The 20,759-nt window shown below is 65.7% G+C and carries 15 protein-coding genes; 1 reads left to right on the forward strand and 14 read right to left on the reverse strand.

Annotated elements, in window-relative coordinates:
- From LPW39_RS20135 to LPW39_RS20170, 8 genes are all read right to left on the reverse strand, one after another.
- A complete protein-coding gene (locus LPW39_RS20135; protein ID WP_230779231.1) occupies positions 1-1,104 on the reverse strand; it encodes a DmpA family aminopeptidase in 1,104 nt (367 codons plus the stop codon).
- Positions 1,097-2,116, reverse strand: coding sequence for a tripartite tricarboxylate transporter substrate binding protein (locus LPW39_RS20140; protein ID WP_230779234.1), 1,020 nt, complete (start codon positions 2,114-2,116; stop codon positions 1,097-1,099). Before LPW39_RS20140 ends, LPW39_RS20135 begins: the two co-directional genes overlap by 8 nt.
- Before the next feature lie 144 nt (positions 2,117-2,260).
- Positions 2,261-5,134 carry an Hsp70 family protein gene (locus LPW39_RS20145; protein WP_230779237.1) on the reverse strand — a complete coding sequence of 958 codons (2,874 nt, stop codon included), beginning with the start codon at positions 5,132-5,134 and terminating at the stop codon, positions 2,261-2,263.
- A 140-nt stretch (positions 5,135-5,274) separates the two neighbouring features.
- A complete protein-coding gene (locus tag LPW39_RS20150) occupies positions 5,275-7,677 on the reverse strand; it encodes a glucose/quinate/shikimate family membrane-bound PQQ-dependent dehydrogenase (RefSeq protein WP_230779240.1) in 2,403 nt (800 codons plus the stop codon).
- Between the two features lie 252 nt (positions 7,678-7,929).
- On the reverse strand, positions 7,930-8,421 hold the full coding sequence (locus tag LPW39_RS20155; protein ID WP_230779242.1) for a hypothetical protein: 492 nt from the start codon (positions 8,419-8,421) through the stop codon (positions 7,930-7,932).
- A 91-nt stretch (positions 8,422-8,512) separates the two neighbouring features.
- On the reverse strand, positions 8,513-9,097 hold the full coding sequence (locus tag LPW39_RS20160) for a TetR/AcrR family transcriptional regulator (protein ID WP_230779245.1): 585 nt from the start codon (positions 9,095-9,097) through the stop codon (positions 8,513-8,515).
- 107 nt (positions 9,098-9,204) lie between these two features.
- Positions 9,205-10,089, reverse strand: a complete 885-nt coding sequence (locus tag LPW39_RS20165) for a DUF2071 domain-containing protein (protein ID WP_230779248.1) — start codon at positions 10,087-10,089, stop codon at positions 9,205-9,207.
- A gap of 188 nt (positions 10,090-10,277) precedes the next feature.
- Entirely contained in the window at positions 10,278-11,156 is an 879-nt protein-coding gene (locus tag LPW39_RS20170) for an alpha/beta hydrolase (protein WP_230779251.1), read from the reverse strand.
- Between the two features lie 558 nt (positions 11,157-11,714).
- Here LPW39_RS20170 and LPW39_RS20175 point away from each other — a divergent pair.
- Positions 11,715-12,551, forward strand: a complete 837-nt coding sequence (locus LPW39_RS20175; protein ID WP_230779254.1) for an alpha/beta fold hydrolase — start codon at positions 11,715-11,717, stop codon at positions 12,549-12,551.
- Between the two features lie 151 nt (positions 12,552-12,702).
- Here LPW39_RS20175 and LPW39_RS20180 read toward each other — a convergent pair whose 3' ends face one another.
- Genes LPW39_RS20180 through LPW39_RS20205 form a run of 6 tightly spaced genes read right to left on the reverse strand, consistent with a single transcriptional unit; the run spans position 12,703 to position 20,732 of the window.
- Entirely contained in the window at positions 12,703-13,590 is an 888-nt protein-coding gene (locus LPW39_RS20180) for an NAD(P)H-binding protein (RefSeq protein ID WP_230779257.1), read from the reverse strand.
- Positions 13,587-14,687, reverse strand: a complete 1,101-nt coding sequence (locus tag LPW39_RS20185; protein WP_230779260.1) for an ABC transporter substrate-binding protein — start codon at positions 14,685-14,687, stop codon at positions 13,587-13,589. Before LPW39_RS20185 ends, LPW39_RS20180 begins: the two co-directional genes overlap by 4 nt.
- 23 nt (positions 14,688-14,710) lie before the next feature.
- Positions 14,711-16,333 carry an ABC transporter substrate-binding protein gene (locus LPW39_RS20190; protein ID WP_230779263.1) on the reverse strand — a complete coding sequence of 541 codons (1,623 nt, stop codon included), beginning with the start codon at positions 16,331-16,333 and terminating at the stop codon, positions 14,711-14,713.
- 33 nt (positions 16,334-16,366) lie between these two features.
- Positions 16,367-17,596 (reverse strand): acyl-CoA dehydrogenase family protein, encoded by a 1,230-nt coding sequence (locus tag LPW39_RS20195; RefSeq protein WP_230779265.1) that lies wholly within the window; start codon positions 17,594-17,596, stop codon positions 16,367-16,369.
- Positions 17,593-19,146 (reverse strand): amidase, encoded by a 1,554-nt coding sequence (locus tag LPW39_RS20200; RefSeq protein ID WP_230779268.1) that lies wholly within the window; start codon positions 19,144-19,146, stop codon positions 17,593-17,595. Before LPW39_RS20200 ends, LPW39_RS20195 begins: the two co-directional genes overlap by 4 nt.
- Positions 19,143-20,732, reverse strand: coding sequence for an ABC transporter substrate-binding protein (locus LPW39_RS20205; protein WP_230779271.1), 1,590 nt, complete (start codon positions 20,730-20,732; stop codon positions 19,143-19,145). The genes LPW39_RS20200 and LPW39_RS20205 overlap by 4 nt, the downstream gene beginning before the upstream one ends.
- Between the last annotated feature and the right edge of the window lie 27 nt (positions 20,733-20,759).

Here is a 20,759-nt window from a genome sequence, read left to right on the forward strand (position 1 = left end):
TCAGTCCTTGCAGAGTTCTTGCAGCCCCCAGCGCTGGTGGCCGTCGCGCCCTTGCACGCTCTGGGCATGCCACAGCGCATTCAAAATGGATTGTTCCACCGCATCGGCCGCCGCGCGGAACAGCGGGTCCAGCTGCGCCTCATGCAGCATCGCCAGCGCCGGCATGGGTGCGGCCGCATCGGCCGGCAAGGTGTAAGCGGTCGAGAACGCCAGCGCAATATCGCCGCTGCCATGGCCGTAGCAGGAGCCGGTATTGGCCAGGCCGGCCGCCGCACGCCGCGCCACACGGCTGAGCTGGCGGCTGTCCAGCGGTGCATCGGTGGCCAGCAGCATGATGATGCTGCCCTTGTCCACACCGTCGCCTGCTGCGGCAGCCGTAGCTGCGGCAGCCGTAGCTGCGGCCAGCTTGGCCTGCAGCCGCCGCTCCAGCGCTGCGCCCGGTGCCTGGCCGCCCCAGCGCAGATCGGACAGCTTGCCCATATTGGCCAGCACCAGCGCGCCGACGGTGTAGCGCTGCTCGCCCACCACCACCTGGCGCGATGCGCTGCCGATGCCACCCTTGAGCTGGAAGGCCGACATGCCCCGGCCCGCGCCCACTGCGCCTTGCTGCACTTCGGTCGAGGCGCTGTCCAGCGCTGCCTGGTAGTGCGCCGGGCCAATGGCCATGCGCTGGATATCGCTCAGGTAGCCGTCATTGCATTCCAGCACCAGCGCATTCACGGTGGGCAGGCTGCGGCCGCATTCGGGGTTGGCGGCAATGCAGTGCGCAATCTGCGCCTGCACCACGGCAGAGACGCCAAAGGTATTGGTCAGCGCAATCGGGGTTTCAATCTGGCCCAGCTCGGCCAGCTGCACCAGGCCGGCGCTCTTGCCAAAGCCATTGATCACCGCCAGGCCCGCAGGCAGCTTGTGCATAAAGGGGTTGCCCTGCGGAGGGATCAGCACCGTGACCCCGGTCTGCAGATCGCCATCGGCCACCGTGCAATGCCCCAGGCGCAGGCCAGCCACATCGGTGATGGCATTGCGCGGGCCCGCCGGCAGCAGGCCGACGACCGGCAATTGCCTGCAGGCGGCCAGCAGTGCGGCGTCTTGGGGCTCAGTCAATGTGCGCTCCCGAGTCCTGCACCACCTGCTTCCAGTAGGCCAGCTCGGCCGGCAGGCTGGCCTTGAAGCTCTGCGGGGTCGACACCACCGATTCGGCGCCCAAGGTCTTCAGGCGCTCGGCCATCACCGGCGTGGCCAGCACCTTGGTGATGGCGGCATGCAGGCGCACGACGACGGTATCGGGCGTGCCGGCCGGTGCAAACAGGCCGTACCAGCTGGTAACAGCCAGGCCCTTGCCCAACGGCGGGATCTCGGGCGCCAGCTGGGTTGGCTTGTCCGAGGCCACGCCCAGCACCCGCAGCTTGCCGCTGGTCACAAAGGGCATCACGCCGGGAAAGCTGCCAAAGGTCATCGGCAGCTGGCCGGCCACCACATCGGTGGCAGCGGCCGAGGCGCCCTTGTACGGCACATGCAGCAGGTCCACGCCCTTTTGCTTTTTCAGCATCTCGCCCAGCAAATGGTTCAGGGTGCCATTGCCGGCCGAGGCGTACTCGACCTTGCCCGGGTGCTGCTTGGCATAGGCCACCAGCTCGTCCAGGTTCTTGGCCGGAAAGTTCGGGTTCACCACCAGCAGGTAAGGTGCCACGGCCAGCTGCATCACCGGCGTGAAGTCCTTGATCGGGTCAAACGGCACCGAGCTGTAGAGCGCCGGGTTGATCGTGTAGGCGCTCTGCGCCGTCACCAAAAAGGTGTAGCCATCGGCCGCGCTGCGCGCCACCTGGCTGGTGCCCACATTGCCATTGGCCCCTGCCCGGTTCTCCACAATCACCGGCTGCCCGAGCGACTGGCCCAGGCCCTGCGCCACGGCACGGGCAATCACGTCATTGGCACCGCCGGGTGCCTGGGGCACGACAAAGGTGATGGGTTTGCTCGGCCAATTGGCGCTACTGGCAGCACTGCCTTGGGCCCAGGCCTGGGGTAGCACGCCGCCCGCCAGCACGGTGGCCAGTGCCGCAGCCAGCGCGGCACGGCGCGGCAAGCAAGCTGAAGAGGGGGTCGTGTCAAACATCATTGCAATATCTCCTGGAAAAAGGCACAGCGCCGGCAGTCCCGCGCGGCGCAGCCGCCATTGTTGCACTGGCCGGGAGGCAGAATGCCGCGCCGGGCCCTGGCCACACATCGCGATTGCAGCAGAGGCCAGCGCCCAAATACGGGGCTATAAAAGTACCAAACCCGGCGGCAGGCTGTCGCCCAGGCTGCGTTGCTGGTCTTCGGCATCCATGGCCACCACCTGGCTCACCATCGCGATCCAGCGCTCGGGTGCGCCGCTGCTGCGCATCTTGTCCAGCACCTCCGTGCGCAGCGCATCGGGCAGGTCGCGGGCGCGGTCGCCGGTCATGCGGGCCATCTGCAGCGCGGCAAACATGGCGGTCTCGTTGCGGCGCCAGTCCTGGGCCAGCGTGGCCTGCACAAACTCCTGGGCGGCGTTGGGTGGCATGACCAGGTGGGCATTGGCGGCCATCGGCTGGCGGGCAGCCAGGCGGCCTATGGCCCACCAGGTCTGCACGGTTTCGCCCTCGCGCTTCAGGCGCTGCAGCATCCACTGGCCCATCTCCTGGCGGTACTGCCAAGGGACGGCCTCCATCGCGGCAAACAGGCGCAGCATGTCGTCATAGCTGCCATGGCTGCTTTTGCCGCCGCTGCCATCGGCGCGCTTGCGGGTGGTTTGCTGCACCGCCTTTTGCATGTGGCCGGCCACATCTTCGAGCAGCTCCATCTGCTGCGCTTCGTTCAAGCCGGCCGCTACGCGGCGCCAGAACACCCACCATTCGGTCCAGTTGCCCGGCTCCTTGCCATGGCCCAGGCCTTGCGGGTACAGCGCCCAGACCTGCTCCACCCGCCAGGCATCGAGCTGCGCGCCTAGGCCCGGGCGCAGGCACCAGCCGGCCAGGTTCAGCCAGGCGCGCTCATGCTCGGGCGTGCGGCGGCGGCGCTTGGCACGCGCCAGCAGCGCATCAAACATGGCGCGCAGCAGGGCCAGGTCCCAGCTGTTGCGCGGGCCCAGCAGCCGCTCCAGCACCTGGCGCAGCTGGCGCACTTCCTTGGCGTCCACCGCCTGCGCCTGGTTGCCAAAAATACGGTCGATCTGCGCAATCGCCTGCTCGCGGCGCGCGCTGGCCCGCGCCTCGTCGGCGCTGTCCTCGGTGGCCGCGCTGTCATCGGCTGCCTGCACGGCGCCGCGCAGGCTGAGCGGCAGCAGCCAGGATTGGCTGGGGTCGTCGACCGCCAGGCAGCGCACTTCCAGGGTGCCGACTTCGGTCATGCTGGCCTGCAGCTGCACCTCGATCTGGCTCTTGTGCTGGCCCTCGGGTGCCGGCAGCACGGTGGCCAGCGGCGGCAGCTCCACCCAACCTTCCCCCTGCAGCGGGGCCAGTTGCCCGGCCTGGGCCGGCTGGCTGGGCAAGCTGTTGGCCAGCAGGTCAAAGCGCACCGCCTGGCCCAGCTTGAGCGCAAAGCGCCGGCCCGATAAAACCATGCGCACGCCTTCCTGGGTGCCGCGTGGCACCAGGCACAGGCCCTGGGGTGCTGCGCCTTTGGCTCCGCGCAGCAGCAGCCAGTAGCTGCGGGCCGATCCGCCACCAATCTGCGGCAAACGGCTGCGCAAGCTGGCCACAGGTGGCGCTGCTGCATCGGCCGCTGCGGTTAGCGCTGCAGCGGGCTCAGCCTCAGGCGCAAAACGGGTCAGGCCATAGGCGGCCGCGCCCCGGGCCACCGCCCAATCGGGGTGCGGGTTGTGCAGCATGCGCACTGGCGCGCCACGCCAGGCGCTGAGCTGCTGCGTCAGCCGCTCCACCACCGCATGCGCATGGAACACGCCGCCATTGAGCAAGACGGTATCGGGCAGCGCCTGCGCCCCGCCACTGCCCGCATGCTGCGCCAAAAACTGCGCCAGGTGCCGGGTGATGGCCGCATCGGCCGGGTATGGCAAGCCAAAGCCGCGCAAGGCACCCTGGCGTTTGCTGGGCACCGCGCTGCGATCGGCCAGCGGCAAAAATCCTTCAACCACCCATTGCTGCACCTGGGCACGGCTCAGGCTGGCGGTCTTGCTTTGGGCCAGCAGCCGGCTGCCGCCGCCCAGCATGGTCACGGCGACCTGCTCAGGTGCATCGGCTGCCAGCAACTGCTCCTTGGCGATGCGGCAGCGCTGCACCAGTTGCGCAAAACGGGCTGCCGGCAGGCGCTGGCCTTCGGGTGCAAACTGGGGCTCCAGCTGGTGGGCCAGCGCCAGGTCCATGTTGTCACCGCCCAGCATCAAATGCTCGCCCACGGCAGTGCGCGTCAGGCTGGGCAGGCCGCCATCGGCAGCGGGTTCGACCTGGATCAAGGTCAGGTCGGTGGTGCCACCGCCCACATCCACCACCAGCACCAGGCGGCTATCGGCCAGCCGCGCAGCCAGCTGCTCGCCCTGCAGCACCAGCCAGTCATGGAAAGCGGCCTTGGGCTCTTCGAGCAAATGCACCTGGGGCAGGCTCGCCAGTTGGGCGGCCTCCAGGGTCAGCGCGCGTGCGCCCTCGTCAAACGAGGCCGGCACCGTCAGCACAACGATCTGCGCGCCGAGCGGCGCCTGCGGATGGGCCTGCTCCCAGGCGGCCTTGACATGGGCCAGGTACGAAGCCGATGCCGCGAGGGGCGATATCTTGGCGACCTCGTCACCGGCGCCCCAGGGCAGGATGGCCGCGCTGCGGTCCACCCCGGGGTGCGACAGCCAGCTTTTGGCGCTGGCCACCAGGCGGCTGGGCACGGCGGCGCCCAAGTCACGGGCCCAGCGGCCGATGACTGCAGGTGCTTCGTCGCTCGCGCCTTGCGGCGGCCAGGGCCGCTGCCAGGCATCGCCCAGCTCGCCCGCTGCGGCCTGGTAGCGCACGGAGGGCAGCAGGGTCTGCGCCTGAACTTCCGCCGCGCTGCTGCGTTGGGGAATGGTCAGCAGTGCAATCTCGTCCCCCGCCGCCGTCAGTGCTGCATAGGCCACCACCGTGTGGCTGGTGCCCAGATCGATACCAATGACATAGGAGGGAGACGAGGAATTCATAAACGGCCAAGCGAGACGGCAAAAACCCGGCCAAGGATGGCCGGGTAGGCGAATCGTAACAATTCTTGCAAAGACCCAGGGGGCCTCTGCGAAAGCGGTGCCCCTGGGGCGGCAGCGCCCGCTATGTCCGCGTCTTCAGCTCAATCCGGCAATGCATAGGCCATCAGCGAGTCGCCCATCTTGGTGCCGAACGAGCCATGCCCGCCGGCCATGATGACCACATACTGCTTGCCGCCGATGTCATAAGTCATGGGAGTAGCCTGGCCGCCCGCAGGCAGGCGCGCCTGCCAGAGCAGCTCGCCATTGCTGGCGTTGAAGGCGCGCAGGTAGTCGTCTTGCGTTGCGCCGATGAACATCAGATTGCCACCGGTGGAGATCAGGCCGCCCAGGCCCGGCACGCCGGCCTTGATAGGAGGCAGCTGCATCAGCTTGGGCAGGCTGTCGCGGATGGTGCCCACGCGCTTGCGCCACACGACTTCATGCGTCGCGAGATCCACTCCGGCGACGGTCATCCATGCAGGTTCCTTGCAAGGCAGGCCCAGCGGCGACAGGAAGGCATTGAGCTCTACGCCATACGGCGTACCATACATGGGCTGCACGCCCTGCTCGGTGCCAGCGCCTTTTTCGGTGCGCGGGCGGTTCGGGTCCGCCGGGATCAGGCGCGAGACAAAGGGCAGGCCCAGCGGATTCATGAACGCCACCTGGCGGTCGCTGTCCACCGACATGCCACCCCATTCAAAGATGCCGAGGTTGCCGGGGAACACCAAGGTGCCATTCTCCGACGGCGGCGTGTAGATGCCCTCGTAGTTCAGGCGGTGGAAGATCACCCGGCACATCAGCTGGTCGAACATGGTGGCGCCCCACATGTTCTTGTCCGTCAGGTTCTCATGCGGCCCCATGTTCAACGGCGAGAACGGCTGCGTTGGCGAATAGTGCTCGCCCTTGGTTTGCGGGCCGCGCTTGACGCTTTGCGGCACCGGCTTTTCGGTCACCGGCAGGATCGCTTCGCCATTCGTCCGGTTGAGCACAAACAGCTGACCGGTCTTGGTCAACACATAAATCGCAGGCACCGTGGTGCCATCGGGCCGTTTGAGGTCGACCAGCGAAGGCTGCGAGGGCACATCCATGTCCCAGAGGTCATGGTGGGTGGTCTGGAAGTTCCAGACCAGCTTGCCGGTGCTGGCATCCAGGGCCAGCATCGAGTTGGCATAGCGCTCCTTCAATTCGGTACGGTCACCGCCCCAGATATCGGGCGTTCCGACGCCCGTCGGCACGTAGACGATGTCGGTCTGGGCGTCATAGGCCAGTGGCGCCCAGGCGTTGGGGGAGTTGTGCACAAACTCGCCTTTTTCGCCGGGCATCTGGTTCGGGTCTTCGGCACCGGTATCGAACACCCAGCGCAGCGCGCCGGTGTTGACGTCATAACCGCGAATCACGCCAGAAGGTTCCGCGTTGGACAGGTTGTCGGTGATCGAGCCACCAATCACAATCGTCGAGCCCGTCACCACCGGGGGCGATGTGGGGTTGTAGCCGCCACGGTAAGGAAACGGCATATTCGCCTGCAGATCCACCTGGCCCTGGCTGCCAAAGTCGCTGCAAGGCTTGCCGGTGTCCGGGTTCACCGCGAACAGGCGCCCATCGTTCACCGGCAGAATCACCTTGCGGGGGCACTCGGCCGAGGCCTGGGTCAGGTTCTTATGCACGCTGGCGCTGTTGGCCTCGACGTTGGCGCTGTCGTAGTAAGACACGCCTCGGCAGGTCAGATGCTGGAAGGTCCGGTCGGCCTTCAGCTGCGGATCAAAGCGCCAGAGGCGCTTGCCGGTTGCGGGGTCGAGGGCATCGAGGAACTGGTGCGTCGTGCAGATGAACATGCGGTTGCCCACCTTGATGGGGGTCAGCTCCGCCGTGGTTTCGCCCGAGTCGTCATCGCCCTTGAAGTCGCCGGTCTGGTACTTCCAGGCCAGCTGGAGCTTGTTCACATTGCCATCGTTGATCTGCGCCAGCGGCGAGTAGCGCACACCCGCCTGGGTGCGGCCATAGGCCGGCCAGTCGGCATCTGCTACCCCTGCTACCGGCGTTTTCTGCGCCGATGGCGCGCGCGCCAGGCTGCCATTGACTTCTTGCGGATCGTTGAACCAGCTCAGGCCCAGCACCGCGAGCACCGCCACCAGGCCCAGCGACAGCAGCGATTTCGCGCCCGCGCTGGGCAGCAGCCGCCGGCTGGCCCAAGGCAACACCAGCCACAGCCCCAGCACAAACCAGATATCCAATCGCGGCGTCAGCGCCCAGAAATCGGTCCCCGACTCCCAGATGCCCCATGCGATCGTCGCGAACAGCAGCACGGCATACAGCCACAGGCTTGCGACGCGGTCACGCGCATACAACCAGGTGATGACGGCCAGCACCACGCCTGCCACCAGGTAGTAGGCCGAGCCACCGAGCGCTATCAGCCATCCCCCGCCCCCCACTAAAAACAAGGTCACCAGGACCAGGATCGCTACCGTTATGTTTCTAGCGATGGGTTTGCCATGCGATTGCGTCATTGCTTCCACTTTCAGGCCCTCGGGCCCCAGGTTGAACGGAAGACTTCTACCCATTGGAGCAGTCGCTGAACGTTCATAGGGCCGCTGAATTGGATGAGTCGGCAACTATTGCAGCACTAGGCGGGGGCGTTGTCTGTCAGCCAAAGGCGGTGTTTACCGGCTGGTTCCCGAGAAGCGCGGTAATTCCAAACGCACTGTTGCGGACCCTCTGCACCACCTCTTGTCAGCCGGAAGACAACCGGTTTTGCCTATTCAGCGCTTGCGCTGCGAGCGCATCCACCACATTTGCCAGCCGGCTCCCACCAGAAAGATGACCAACCACACGAGCACCGTGCCACGTACCAACGGTGATTCTGGCCCTGTAGCCAGGGGATGGCCGACCGGCAGACGCGTCAAGGTCTCGCCAATGGCAGGGACCAATAGCAGAAAGAAGCTGAAAGAAAAGCCAAACTGCGACAGGTAGGGAACCAGGCGTGGGAACAGCGGCAGCTGCCGGATGAGCAATGACCCGCCGATGACCAACAGCGCCAGAATGCCCAACGCATGGCCGGCGTTGAAGCCTCCGGTGCTGGACAGGCCGAAAGCGGTCAGCACCGACAGCAACAACCCCACCAGGTACAGCTGACCCGAGCGCTTGGCCGGCTCAATGGCGCGGTAGCGGACAAAGCTGTACAAGCCGGCAGCGAGCGGCAGCAAACTGATGGCGGTATGGAAGGCGCCAAGCGTGGAGATGGGATGTGGCATGGGAACGTCTTTCCAAAAACAACCGACTAGTTGGTCGAGTACCAGGGTAAAAAATAGAGGGCCCGACGACCTGGGATGATCGGGCCATTCTTCAAGCTGCCAGCCGATGTACCGCCGCGCGCACGATCGTCTGGAAAGCATCGGGATCGCCCAGCGCGCGGGCGGTCAGCATCGCGCCGTGCACGGTGGACATCAAGGCGAGTGCTTCTACCGGCGCATTCGCTTCTGGCTTGAACTGTGCCTTGGCCTGGCCTTGCGTGATCACCGCTGCCAGCCACTGTGTCAGGTCCTGGAAATAGCCGCGCACTTCGGCTGCTATCTCAACCGGGATCATCGGCGCTTCAGCGGCCAGCATCGCGCAGATGCACATCGTCGATGAACCGTCGCGTATGCAGCGCGCCCAGTAATCGACATAAGCGCTTAATTGGGCTTGTGGATCGTCGCCCAGATGCTGCTGCATCGCTGCCAAGCCTTCCACAGATTGCTGACGGTGCCGTTGCACCACCGTCAACACCAAGTCCGCCTTGCTGGGGAAATGGTGGTGGATGCTGGCCTTGCCGATCCCCACCTTTTCAGAGAGATCCGCATAGCTGAAGCCGTTGTAGCCGCCAGCGGCCAGCAATTGCCGGGCATGTTCTGCCAATTCAGTGGCGCGGGGGGAGAGGTCAACAGTCATCGGGTGGGCAGGTAGCGCTTTCAGAGATGAGCCATTCTACTAGTTGGTTGGTTTGCGTCAAGCCCCCATTTTTGCTGGGCTAACAACGCTGTTGCAGCCGGCCCGCCTCAGGCAGGAGCACGCAAAAGCCGTTCGGACAAGGCAGAGAAGCGCACGCTGGGCAGCAGAAAAGAGAGGGCCTCGGGGTCCGCATCCAGCCTCTGCAGCAACGGACATTCAAGGGTGTGCGTATCCAGCACCAAGGGTTCCACCGAGGCGACATCCACCGGCAATGCAATCGTCGCCAAGGCCGACCTGCCAGCGGCGCCCTCCACTGTCGGCACCTCCACCACCGCCGCGTCCTGGGAGGCCAGGCGCACGATCGCATCCGACCAGCCGTTGAACATCCCGGACCAGGGGGGCGGCAAGACGGCGTCCCCCGCCCCGGCCGCCCTGACAGCCCTGGCCGCCAATCTTGGCGCGCTGCCCTCGCCGGGCGCGATGTCGACGATGGCCTCATCGGGAGTCACGCGGAAATCGAAGCCTGCCGGCCAATGGGAGGGCAAGGCATCACTGAACAAGCGCGTCCCGGCCACGTAGGCGAGGCTGTCCATCATGTTGTAGACAAAGGCGACCGTGGGAATGGGCGGCGCATCGGCCAGCGGCTCTGCCAGGTACAAACGCCAGTTGCTCTGCAACGGCGAAGGCATCAAGCGCCTCAAGGGCCCCATCCACCGAGGGCCAAAATGCCCATGGCGATAGGTCAGCACCGTGAAAGGGGTGCGGCCCTGGTAAGACCAGAGCCGCGCGCCCGGTGGGGCAAACGGCGCTGCCAGGGCTTCGTCCACCAGCCAGTTCATATAGACCACATCCACGACATCGCTGTCCAAGGTCATGAAGGGCAGACGAGACATGAGGGCGCGCCGATACGTGGCAAAGCGAAGCGAGTTGAGCAACTTGGCCAGGCCATTGCCAAAGCTGCCCTGGTAGGGGTGGGTGTAGAGGTGATGCATGGAAGCGGTGGACAGCAGCGCTGGCCGGCACCGTGGCAAAGTGATAGCGGCAGGCCGTTTATGGCCCAAAACGCCATCTTAGCGCCAGCAGCCAGTCAATATGCGACTCCCGCCGCGATGGATAAACCTCGGGGCCATCAGCGAAGCAAGCCTGTTACGCCACACATCCGGCGACAGCTCGGACCACCTTATTTCACAGGTCTCTGATCCCCGCGTACAAAGTCCAGCACGGTCGGCAAAACCGGGGCTAGCCAGTCCAGCGGCCGGGCCAGCGCGGCAACCGTGGTCACATGGCTGAGGCGGTCAAAGATCCGCATATCCACGTCGGTACCGGCAGCCCGCAAACGGTTTGCCAGGCCGACGGTGTTGCGCTGCGTATCCACGATCTTGTCATTGCGTGCGGCCAGCAGCAGGGTGCGGGGGGCCTTGGCGTCGGCGTAGAAGATCGGCTGGGAATCGGCGGGGGTGTGCGGCCAGTTGAAAGCCACCTGCACCTGGGGGTCCACAATCGGCAAAAAGTCGTAGGGCCCGGCCAGCCCCATCCAGCCCGCAAGCCGATCGGGTGCCAAGCCCAAAGGCGCCAGCCAGCGCGGGTCCAGCGCCAGCATCGCTGCGTTGTAAGCCCCGGCCGAATGGCCCATTACCATCACCCGCGCAGGGTCACCACCCAGGCTGGCGGCATTTGCCAAAGTCCACTGCAGGGCCAAGGCGCAATCTGCCAGAAAGCCGTCGTACTGCACCTGGGGGCTCAGCCGGTAGTCGGCTACCACCGCGATGATGCCGTTGGCTGCCAGCGCTTCGCCGACGAAGCGGTACTCGGCCCGCTCGCCGCTGGTCCAGTTGCCGCCATAAAAAAACAGCACCACCGGTGCAGGGCCGGGCACCGTGCTGGTCTTTGGCTGGTACACATCCAGCAGATGCCGGGGATCGGGCCCATAGGGCACGCCCGTGGGGCCGTGGTAGGTGTCATGGGCCACCAGGTGGTCCAGTACCTGGGCACCAGAACAGCCGGACAGCAGCGCTGCGACGGCGGAACCGATGCCCATGAGGCTTAGGCGGCGGGTCATGGGGGTGGAGAGTGTAGAAGAAATGGGCATGTGCGCTATACGCTACTCAACGCCTTTTGGATTCATGAGCGTGTTCCATGCTGGGGCTACCGCCAAAACCGAAGCACACAATGGCCGGAAAGCGCCATATCGTCTTCGGGCAAATCCGGAAAGCGAATCTTGCTGGACCCAAAAAGCATTCATGTTCACCAGTGTCCATTCAAGGATGGTTTTGCGCCTCTCGGCTATCACCGGAAACTTGCGTAGGCCGAATGACCGCACTGGCATGCGAGGGGTAGCACTAACGCGCTATCGCCCTATATCGGACTTTCGCCATCCAGCTACGCCTAGGCGCATCAGCGTGATGGAGCTGCTCGGTTGTGCAGAACGCCCCGTGAACGTGTTTTCGACCTGAGATGAGGGGCTGGGCTACCGGCGAGAAATGCGGCAACCTAATGCAACTCAGCCATGCCCGCACGCTAGCCCCTGGAATCGTCTTACACCGTTGTGCCATGAAATTGCTCTACCTTTCGCAATGCCATGCACCACTCCACCTCTCCAACCCCTTAGGAGCTTTTTATGTCCTTTGCCACCACCAAAGACGGCGTCCAGATTTTCTATAAAGACTGGGGGCCTAAAGAGGCACAACCCATTGTCTTTCACCATGGTTGGCCACTGAGCGCTGACGACTGGGACAACCAAATGCTGTTCTTCGTTGCCAAGGGCTTCCGGGTCATCGCGCATGACCGCCGTGGCCATGGGCGATCTAGCCAGGTCAGCGAAGGCCATGACATGGACCATTACGCCGCCGACGCCTCGGCGGTAGCCGAGCATCTCAACCTGAAGAATGCGATCCACGTGGGTCACTCCACGGGCGGTGGTGAAGTCGCACGCTATGTAGCGCAGTTCGGCCAGACCCAGGGAAGAGTCGCAAAGGCAGCACTTATCAGTTCGGTGCCACCGTTAATGGTCAAGACCCCGACTAACCCCGGAGGCACACCCGTTGAAGTGTTTGATGGCTTCCGCACTGCACTGGCCGCCAATCGAGCGCAGTTTTATATCGACGTGCCCAGTGGACCCTTTTACGGCTACAACCGCCCCGGTGCAAAACCCGTGCAAGGCACTATTCAAAACTGGTGGCGCCAGGGCATGATGGGGAGCGCCAAAGCGCATTATGAAGGCATCAAGGCCTTTTCTGAGACCGACCAAACAGCCGATTTGAAAGCCATCACCGTCCCCACCTTGGTGCTGCAAGGTGATGATGATCAGGTTGTCCCCTATGAAAATGCTGCGGTCCTGCAAGACAAACTGCTGGCACACAGTGAGCTGAAAATCTACAAGGGCTATTCGCACGGCATGCATACCGAGAACGCCGATGCTATCAATGCTGACTTGTTGGCATTTATCCAAAAGTAGCCTCAGGCAGCAACAATGCCTGACTCCTCCCTGGCCATGGCTTAAGCACAAGGCTCGTGGTACGGGGGGTGCTATGCATCGTTGTTTTGCGCCTGAACCAACGTCCTGACGTAGGTTGTCCATCCGGCACTGCCAGCCCAATCTCTCCCCCTCAAACCACCAGCGCCAAAGCCCCCAGTTCCTCCGCCAAAAACCCCTCCACCGTCCGCGGCTCGCGCCCCAACACCCGCCGCACCGTGGCAGTCACCGCAGCCGCATGCCCCGCGCGCATCAGCGCAAAAAACTCGCCATGCACCTGCGCAATAAACGGGTCGGCGGCGGCGGCAGTCACTGGCGCGGCGGCGGTGATGGGCCGGCCCAGCAGGCGCGATGCGATCTCGGCCAGTTTTTGCGGGCGCAGTGCCTGGTTGCCGGTCAGTACCCAGGGGCCGGGTGCGCCCAGGCGTTGCTGGGCGGGCTCGGGGTTCAGCAGCGCCTCCACGGCGACATCGGCGATGTCGCGCGCATCAATGTAGGAGACACCAGCGCCCAGGTGCGGGGAGCGGAGCACATCGCCGCTGGGCAGATCAGCCGCAATGCGCGACAGGCCCACCTGCATCCAGGCGTTGGGCCGCAGCACAACATGGGAGATGCCACTGGCCTGCAGGCCCTCCTCGATGCGACCATGGGCATCGCCGGACAGCGAATGGCCAGGCGGGTCAATGGTCCAGTCCGAGCCGGAGAGCTTGACAATGTGCTGCACACCGGCAGCACGCGCGGCTTCGACCACACGCAGTTGCTGCTCGGCCAGCGTCGGGGTGATTGGAGAGAGCAGAAAGAGGCGCTCAATGCCAACGAGGGCCTGGCCCAAGGCGGCAGCGTCCTCAAAACTGCCCTGCGCTACCTCGACGGTTTCGCCCCATAGCGCATGGGCGGTAGCGGCCTGGCGCACGAACACCCTTGGCCGTGCCTGCCGGGCCAGCAGGCGCGGCACCAGCAACTGGCCCAGGCGACCGCTGGCGCCGCAGACCAGCACGCGGGGATGCTGGTTCGCACTCATGCCCGCAGCGCCTCAGGCTCGGCAGCGGTTTGCGGCGCTGCATTCTCGGCCAGCAGGCGGTTAAGCGGCCTGGCGTCCACCCAGTCAGCGACCGAGAAATCGGCCGGCAAAAAGCCCCACTCCAGCAAGAAGTCCTTGAAGTAGCCGATCGCATCGACCAGCTCCGGATCCAGGCTGATGCCCAGGTGCTCGTGCAAATCGGCGCCGTTGGAGGCCAGGATGGCCTCTTCGCTGGTGGCGATCTCGCGGGCGACAAAGCGCAGCGTCTCGTCGGGATGGGCCTGGGCCCAACGGCCGGCGCGCTGCACCACGCGCAGCAGCTCCAGCACCAGGTCCGGGCGCTGTTCGGCCAGTGCGGCATCTACCGTCAGGGTGCGCGGTGTGCCATTGTTGATGCGCACACGCGGGTCGGGGTGGCGGCCAAACTCGCTGACCAGCTGCGCGCCAATCAGGTTGGCCACCAGGAGGCCCTCGGCGCCTTTGACAAAGATCGCATCGACCTCGCCGCGCACGAGGGCATCGGCCTCGCGGAAATACGGGTGGCGGCGGCGCAGGCCAAACAGGCTGGGCGTGCCATGCTGCTGGATCACCGATTCCTCAATCACCAGATCGACCAGCTGCACATCGCTGTGCTGCAGACCCACCAGCGACAGCCCCGAGACCAGGCCCTTGAGGGCAGTCGCGCGGTGGAAGTCGATCAGGTCATTGACCCGGCTGGGCACGCCAAAACGCTTGCCGGCCAGGTCCTCGGGCTTGTCGATGCCCCGGCCCGGCAGGGTCACCAGCGCCTGGAACTCGTCCGTCCAGGTGATGGCGACCAGGCGCGTATCGCGGCCCTTGGCCCGCGCCCAGATCGGCGGAATATTGCCGCCCTGGCGGAAGGACCAGGGCAGGCTGTGGTCGAAATGGCTCTCGCGCACCTTGCGGTCCTTGGAGTCAAAGATGGACTCCACGCCAATGCCCAGCGCCGCAAAGGCCTCTTGCAGCCAGCCTTGCTGCGCGGCAATGCCCAGTGGCGACGGCACCGGGCAGCGGGTGTACCAGAGGGAGCTGGGTGGTTGACCTGGTACGTTCGATGTATCGGAAGGGCTTGTCATCGGTTTCTCCTAGGCAAAAAGGATCAGGACGCGGCCAGCCAGACGCCGGCCAGGTTGCCGGCCACGCCATCCGCACCCACGGTGTGGTTGCGCACGCGCTTGTCGGCAATGGTGTAGATGTCGGGGGCGACCAGGGTGATGTCGGGCAGGTCGGTGGCGATGTGCTTCTGGAACGCGGCCACCTCGCGGATGCGCTGGGTCTCGTTCATCTCGACGGCGGCGGATTCCAGCAGGCGGTCCACCTCGGGGCTGGCATAGTGCGAGCCGTTGGAGAACGGCAGCCCGCGCTGAAAACTCTTGGACCAGTAGAGCCGCTGGATGCCTACCGTCGGGTCAAAGGTGTTGCTCATCGCGCTCACATGCAGGTCAAAGGCGCGATCGGTGTAGATGCGCTTGATGTAGGTGGCAAAGTCCTGGCTGTTGATCTGCACATCGATGCCGATGCGGCCCAGCGCCTGCTTGAGGAAGTCGCCAGTGCGCTGACCGCCCTCGTTGGGGATGGGGGTCAGGTTCAGCCGCGCACGCCACTGGCCGCCGGCCTTGCCGCGCGTCAGGCCAGCCTCATCCAGCAGCTTCTCGGCGCGCTTCAGGTCATAGGGCAGCACCGGCAGATCAGGCACATAGAACTTCTTCAGCGCCGGGTGTACTGGCCCGGTGGTCAGCTTGCCCTGGCCGTACCAGGCGACCTTGAGCAGGTTCTCGCGCTGCAGCGCATGGGCAATGGCCTGCCGCACGCGCAAGTCCTTGAGCGGCTCGCTCTCCAGGTTGAACTCTAGCCGGTAGACGCTGTTGATGTACTCATAGCCCCGGGTCTCAAACTGCAGGCCCGGCTTGGCGCGCAGGCGCTCCACCTCGGCAAAGGGCACCGGCGAGCTGGGCGCAATCTGCACCTGGCCGCTTTCGATGGCTGCCGTACGCGCAGCGGCATCGGGGATAAAGCGCACCACCAGCCGGTCGATATAGGGCTTGTCGCCATCCCAATAATTTGGGTTGCGCTCGTAAATCACATGGCTGCCGCGCACCCATTCCTTGAACACAAAGGGGCCCGTGCCCACCGGCGCATTGTTGGCCGGGTTGGTATCTGCCCGGCCGCTGGAATACAGGTGCTTGGGCACAATGGGCGACTCCGAGGCCGCCAGCGCCGTGATCAGGTACGGGATGGGGCGGCTCAGTTGCAGCACCACGGTGTGCGCATCGGGGGCCTGCACCTCGGCCACGCCGGCAAAGGTGGCGCGGCCCCGGGGGTGGAACTCCTTGAGCAAGGCAATCGAGTGCACCACATCGGCCGAAGTGAAGGGCTTGCCGTCATGCCATTTGACGCCCTGGCGCAGCTGGAAGCGGTAGACCAGGCCATCGGGGCTGATGGACCAGGCCACAGCCAGCTGCGGCTGCGGGTTGAGGTTGAAGTCATAGGTCAGCAGCCCCTCGGTGACTTTGCCCGAGATCGTCACCGACGAGCCCGCCGTGTGCGCAATCGTCGTCAGGGTCGGCGGCTCGGGGAAGAGCAACAGGTTCAAGGTGCCGCCTTTTTGCGGCTTGTCCTGCGCCCAGGCCAGGCTGGGGACTGCCGTGCCCAGGCCGGAGGCCGCAGCGGCCAGCATGAAGTGGCGGCGCGTGGCGAGCGAGAAATCGGAATCAGTAGACATGCGAGGTACCAAGGGTAAAAACAGGGGCTGCGCTCAGGCAGCGGCCTGGCGCTTTTGCAGGGCCGCTCGGCCGGTGTTGCTGCGGATCAGGCTGTTGGACGGCGAATGGATCTGGCTGCACAACACATTGCGCAGATGGCGCTCCAGCGGATTGCGCCGCGCCAGGCCGTGGTTGCCGGCCAGCTCCAGCGCCAGCTGTGCCACGCGCAAAGCGTTGTCCACCGCCACATGCTTGGCCACAGCCACCAGGCCATCGGGCGCGGTGCCGCTGTCGTAGGCGCGGGCATGGCTGTCCAGCAGCCAGTCGCTGGTCTGCAGCAGCAGCTCGATCTCGCCAAACTTTTCCTGCACGGTAGAAAGCGACGCCAGGTTGGCACCACCCAACGCACTGGGGCGGCGCTGGTTCAAAAACGCGCCCAGCCAATCACGCGCCGAGCGCGCCGCGCCGTCATACACCGTCGCCACCAGGCTGAAGTACCAGGCAATGCCATGGGCCTCGCGCTGCAGGCCCAGGCTGGCCGGGCGCAGGCCCACCGCATGGTGGTCGGGCACCCAGGCGCCGTCGAGCACCAGGTCCTGGCTGACGGTGGCGCGCATGCCCATGGGGTCCCAGGTGTCCAGCAGGCGGGCACCGGGCGTATCCCGGGGCAGCACAAAGCTGCCCAGGCGCGGCTCGGGCTCGTCGGTCACCGCCAGCACGCTGATCCAGGCCAGCAGCGGCCCGCCGGTCACATAGACCTTGTGGCCGCTCAGCTGCCAGCCACAGGCCACGCGCCTGGCCCGCGCCGCTGGCAGGCCCCCGTGCGAGGGCGAGCCCAGCTCCGGCTCCACCTGGGCGGCGTTGAGCAAGGCGGGGCCTTGCAGGCTGGCCGCTATCAGCTCATCCGCCAGCGCTGCCGGCCACTCGCCCTGCGCTGCGCGCTGCGAGCGGGCAATGGCCGCATGGTTGCTGTAGTGCATCGCCAAAATCAGGGCCACCGCCGGGTCGCCCTGGGCAATGGCCCCGACCACCGCACGGGCGCTGGCCAGGCCCGCGCCATGGCCACCGGCCTCGCGGGCAATGGTCAGCCGCAGCAGATCGGCCTGGTGCAGCAGCGCAAACTGCGGCGCCGGCGCAGCGCCACTGGCGTCATGTACCTCGGCCAGTGCCGCCAGCTCGCCGATCAGCGCCTGGGCGCGGGCCAGCAAGCTGGCCTCGTCCAAGGCCGGGCCCGGGTTGGCTGCCTCCCGTGGCTGCTGCAGCACTTGCAGCACGGCACTCATGCATCCCCCTGCGCATAGCGGGGCGGCACCACATAGCCGCCCTGGGCCTGCTCCCAGGCATGGGCAAAGGCAATCGTGGTGCGGTCTTCCAGATAAGGACCCACCACCTGGGCGCTGACCGGCAGGCCGTCATCGTCCAGCCCGACCGGGAAACTGGTCGCAGGCAGGCCTGGCAGCACCGGCAAGCCGGCCCAGTAAAACAGCTCGCGAAAGCCGATATGGCGCACCCCATCGGCATAGGCCACGGGGAAGCGGCGCTCCTCCTTGTGGCCTTGCTGCTGGTGCGCAAAGGCGGGCGTGGGCGCCACGGGGGTCAGCACCACGTCATAGTCCTTGAACAGCTGCTCCCACTGGTGGCTCAGCGCATGGCGGTGCTCGTTGTCCTGCAGCCAGGTGGCATGGGGCAGGCTGGGCGCGCGCAGCAAGGCGGCCTCGGCGCTGCGGTCGTCCGGTTCCAGCTCGGCCAGGCGCTGCTGCTGCGCTTCGGTCAGCGGTGCCCCATTGGCGACGGACGAGCCCAGCAGGCTGCGGTAGGTGCGGTGCTGCTCGCTCAGGTCAGGGCGCTGCGCGGGCGGCAGATCGCGCCACTGCGTGGTCTTCACGCCCTGGGCCTGCAAGGCGCTGACGACCCGCGCGATCACCAGCTGCTCGGACAGGCTCGCCTCCTGGCCCGGCCAGGCATCGAGCACCAGCACCCGAAAATCCTGCAGCCGCTGCTGGCGCGGCGCTGGCAGGCTCGCCTGCCAGCCCTTGGCCTGCAGCGGATCGAGGTTGAGCAGTTGCGCCAGCGCCAGCTCCAGGTCCAGCGCGCTGCGCGCCAGCGGCCCGGCCACCGACAGATCCCGCGCGGCAAAGCGCCCTTGCGGCGCGCCGGTGCCGCGCATCGAGATCAGCCCATAGCTGGTCTTGTGGCCAAACACGCCGTTGAAGTGGGCGGGAATGCGCACCGAGCCACCAATGTCCGTGCCCAGCTCCAGCGCCACAAAGCCCGCCGCCACGGCTGCCGCGCTGCCGCCGGATGAGCCACCGGGCGTGCGCTGCAGATCCCAGGGGTTGTTGCTGCTGCCGTACACCGCGTTGTAGCTTTGCAGATCGCTCAGCGCCAGCGGCACATTGCTCTTGCCGATGAGCACCGCGCCGGCCGCCCGCAACGCCGCCACCGCAGGCGCATCCTGCCGGGCGATATTGCTGCGGTAGTCCGGGTTGCCCACAGTGGTGGGCAGGCCCGCAACATCAAAGTTCTCCTTCACGGTGATCGGCAGGCCCAGCAGCGGCTTGCGCTCGCCCCGCTGCAAGGCTGCATCGGCCGCCTGGGCATCGCGCCGGGCTTGTTCGATCGCCCGCACGGGGATCGCATTGAGCGCGCCATCATGGCGCTCGATGCGGGCCAGCGCCTGCTCCAGCAGCTCCACTGCGCTGACGCGGCCATCGGCCAGCGCTTGCAGCTGCGCACGGGCGCTGGCAAAGGCCAGGCTGGCGGCAATGCTGGGCGCCGCCACAGCGTCGCCGCTCAGGGCGGTTTCGTTGGGAAAGTCGATGGTGGTCGTCATTTGCTAGCCTCCAGCCACAGGTCAGAAAAGTCTCCAGACGTCAGGTCAATGCTGTTGTTGAGCCCATGCACCCGCGTGCTGTGTACCCGCAGTGCAGAGGGCACGGTGGCGATCGGGTAGACCGGCAGATCACGGCCCACGATCTGCTGGATCTCGCGGAACTGCGCGGCACGCTTGGCCTCCTCCACCTCGACAGCAGCCTGGCGGAACAGGTTGTCCACCTGCGGGTTGTTGTAGTGCGAGGCATTGATCCAGATCAGCGGGTTCCTGATGCCGTCGGACCAGTAGATGCGCTGCACACCCACCGATGGATCAAACAAGCGGCCCAGGCCGTTGAGGTTCAGGTCAAACTCGCGCGCGGTATAGGCACGCTTGAGGAAGGTGGGCAGGTCGCCGTCGAGAATGTCCACCTTGATGCCGACGCGGTTCAGCGCCGAGCGCAGGTACTCAGCCGTCTGCTTGAACTGCGCGCCGGGGATGTAGGTGAGCTTGAGCGCAAAGCGCTGGCCATTGGCCTGGCGCGGGTAGCCAGCGCTGTCGAGCAGCTGGTTGGCGCGGGCCACATCAAAGCCGTAGTTGAACTGGCTGTCGTCGTAGTAGGCGCCCAGCACCTTGGGGACGGGCGAGTTCACCAGCTCGGCCTGCTTGTAGTAGACGTTGTTGACGATGAAGTTGCGGTCGACCGCATGGGCAATCGCATGGCGCACCTCGGGCTTGGCCAGCACCGGGTTCTCGACGTTGAACTCCAGGAACGACGCATTGTTCAAGAACGCGTCATAGCTGGCGTCGAGCTTGAGGTTGGGCTTTTGCAGCAAGCGGCCCAGGTCGGCCAAGGCCAGGTTCTGCGCCACATCGGCCTCGCCCGTTTCGATGGCCGCCGAGATCGCGGCCGGGTCACGCACAAAGCGGATCACCACCCGGTCCACATGCGGCACACCCGGGCGCCAGTAATTGGGGTTGCGCTTGAGGATCACATGGCTGCCGCGCACCCACTGCTCAAAAATGAAGGGACCCGTGCCCACTGGCGCATTGGCGTTGGGGCTGCCCAGCGGGTCGCCATCGCCATAGCGGTGCGCCGGCACAATGGGCAGCTCCGCCGACGACAGCGACTTGAGCAAAAACGGCGCGGGCTTGGACAGCACCAGCACCGCCGTGTGCGCATCGGGCGTATCGACCCGCTCCAGGTTCTGCAAGGTGATGCGGCCACGCGGGCCCAGCTTTTTCTGGGTCAGGAAGGAGTAGCGCACATCGGCCGAGCTGAAGTCGCGCCCATCATGGAACTTGACGCCCTCGCGCAGCTTGAAGCGGTACTGCAGACCATCGGGGCTGACCGTCCAGGACGTGGCCAGCAGCGGCTGGGGCTGGAACTTGGCGTCATAGCGCAGCAGGCCTTCGGTGATCTTGGCGCTGACGTCGCGGTTGTCGGTCTTGGTATCGAGAAAGGACACCAGCGAGGTCGGCTCCTGCGCGACGACGGAGGTCACCGTGCCGCCCTTGACGGGCGTGGCGGGTGCCTGGGCATAGGCCGCGCCGAATGTGCTGGCGGTCAGCAGGCCCCAGGCCAGGTTTTTGTAGAGAGTTCGCATGGGCAATGGTCCAGGAGAGAAGGCGCA

It is taken from the genome of Comamonas koreensis, from assembly GCF_021026195.1.
Classification (GTDB): Bacteria; Pseudomonadota; Gammaproteobacteria; order Burkholderiales; family Burkholderiaceae_C; genus Comamonas; species Comamonas koreensis.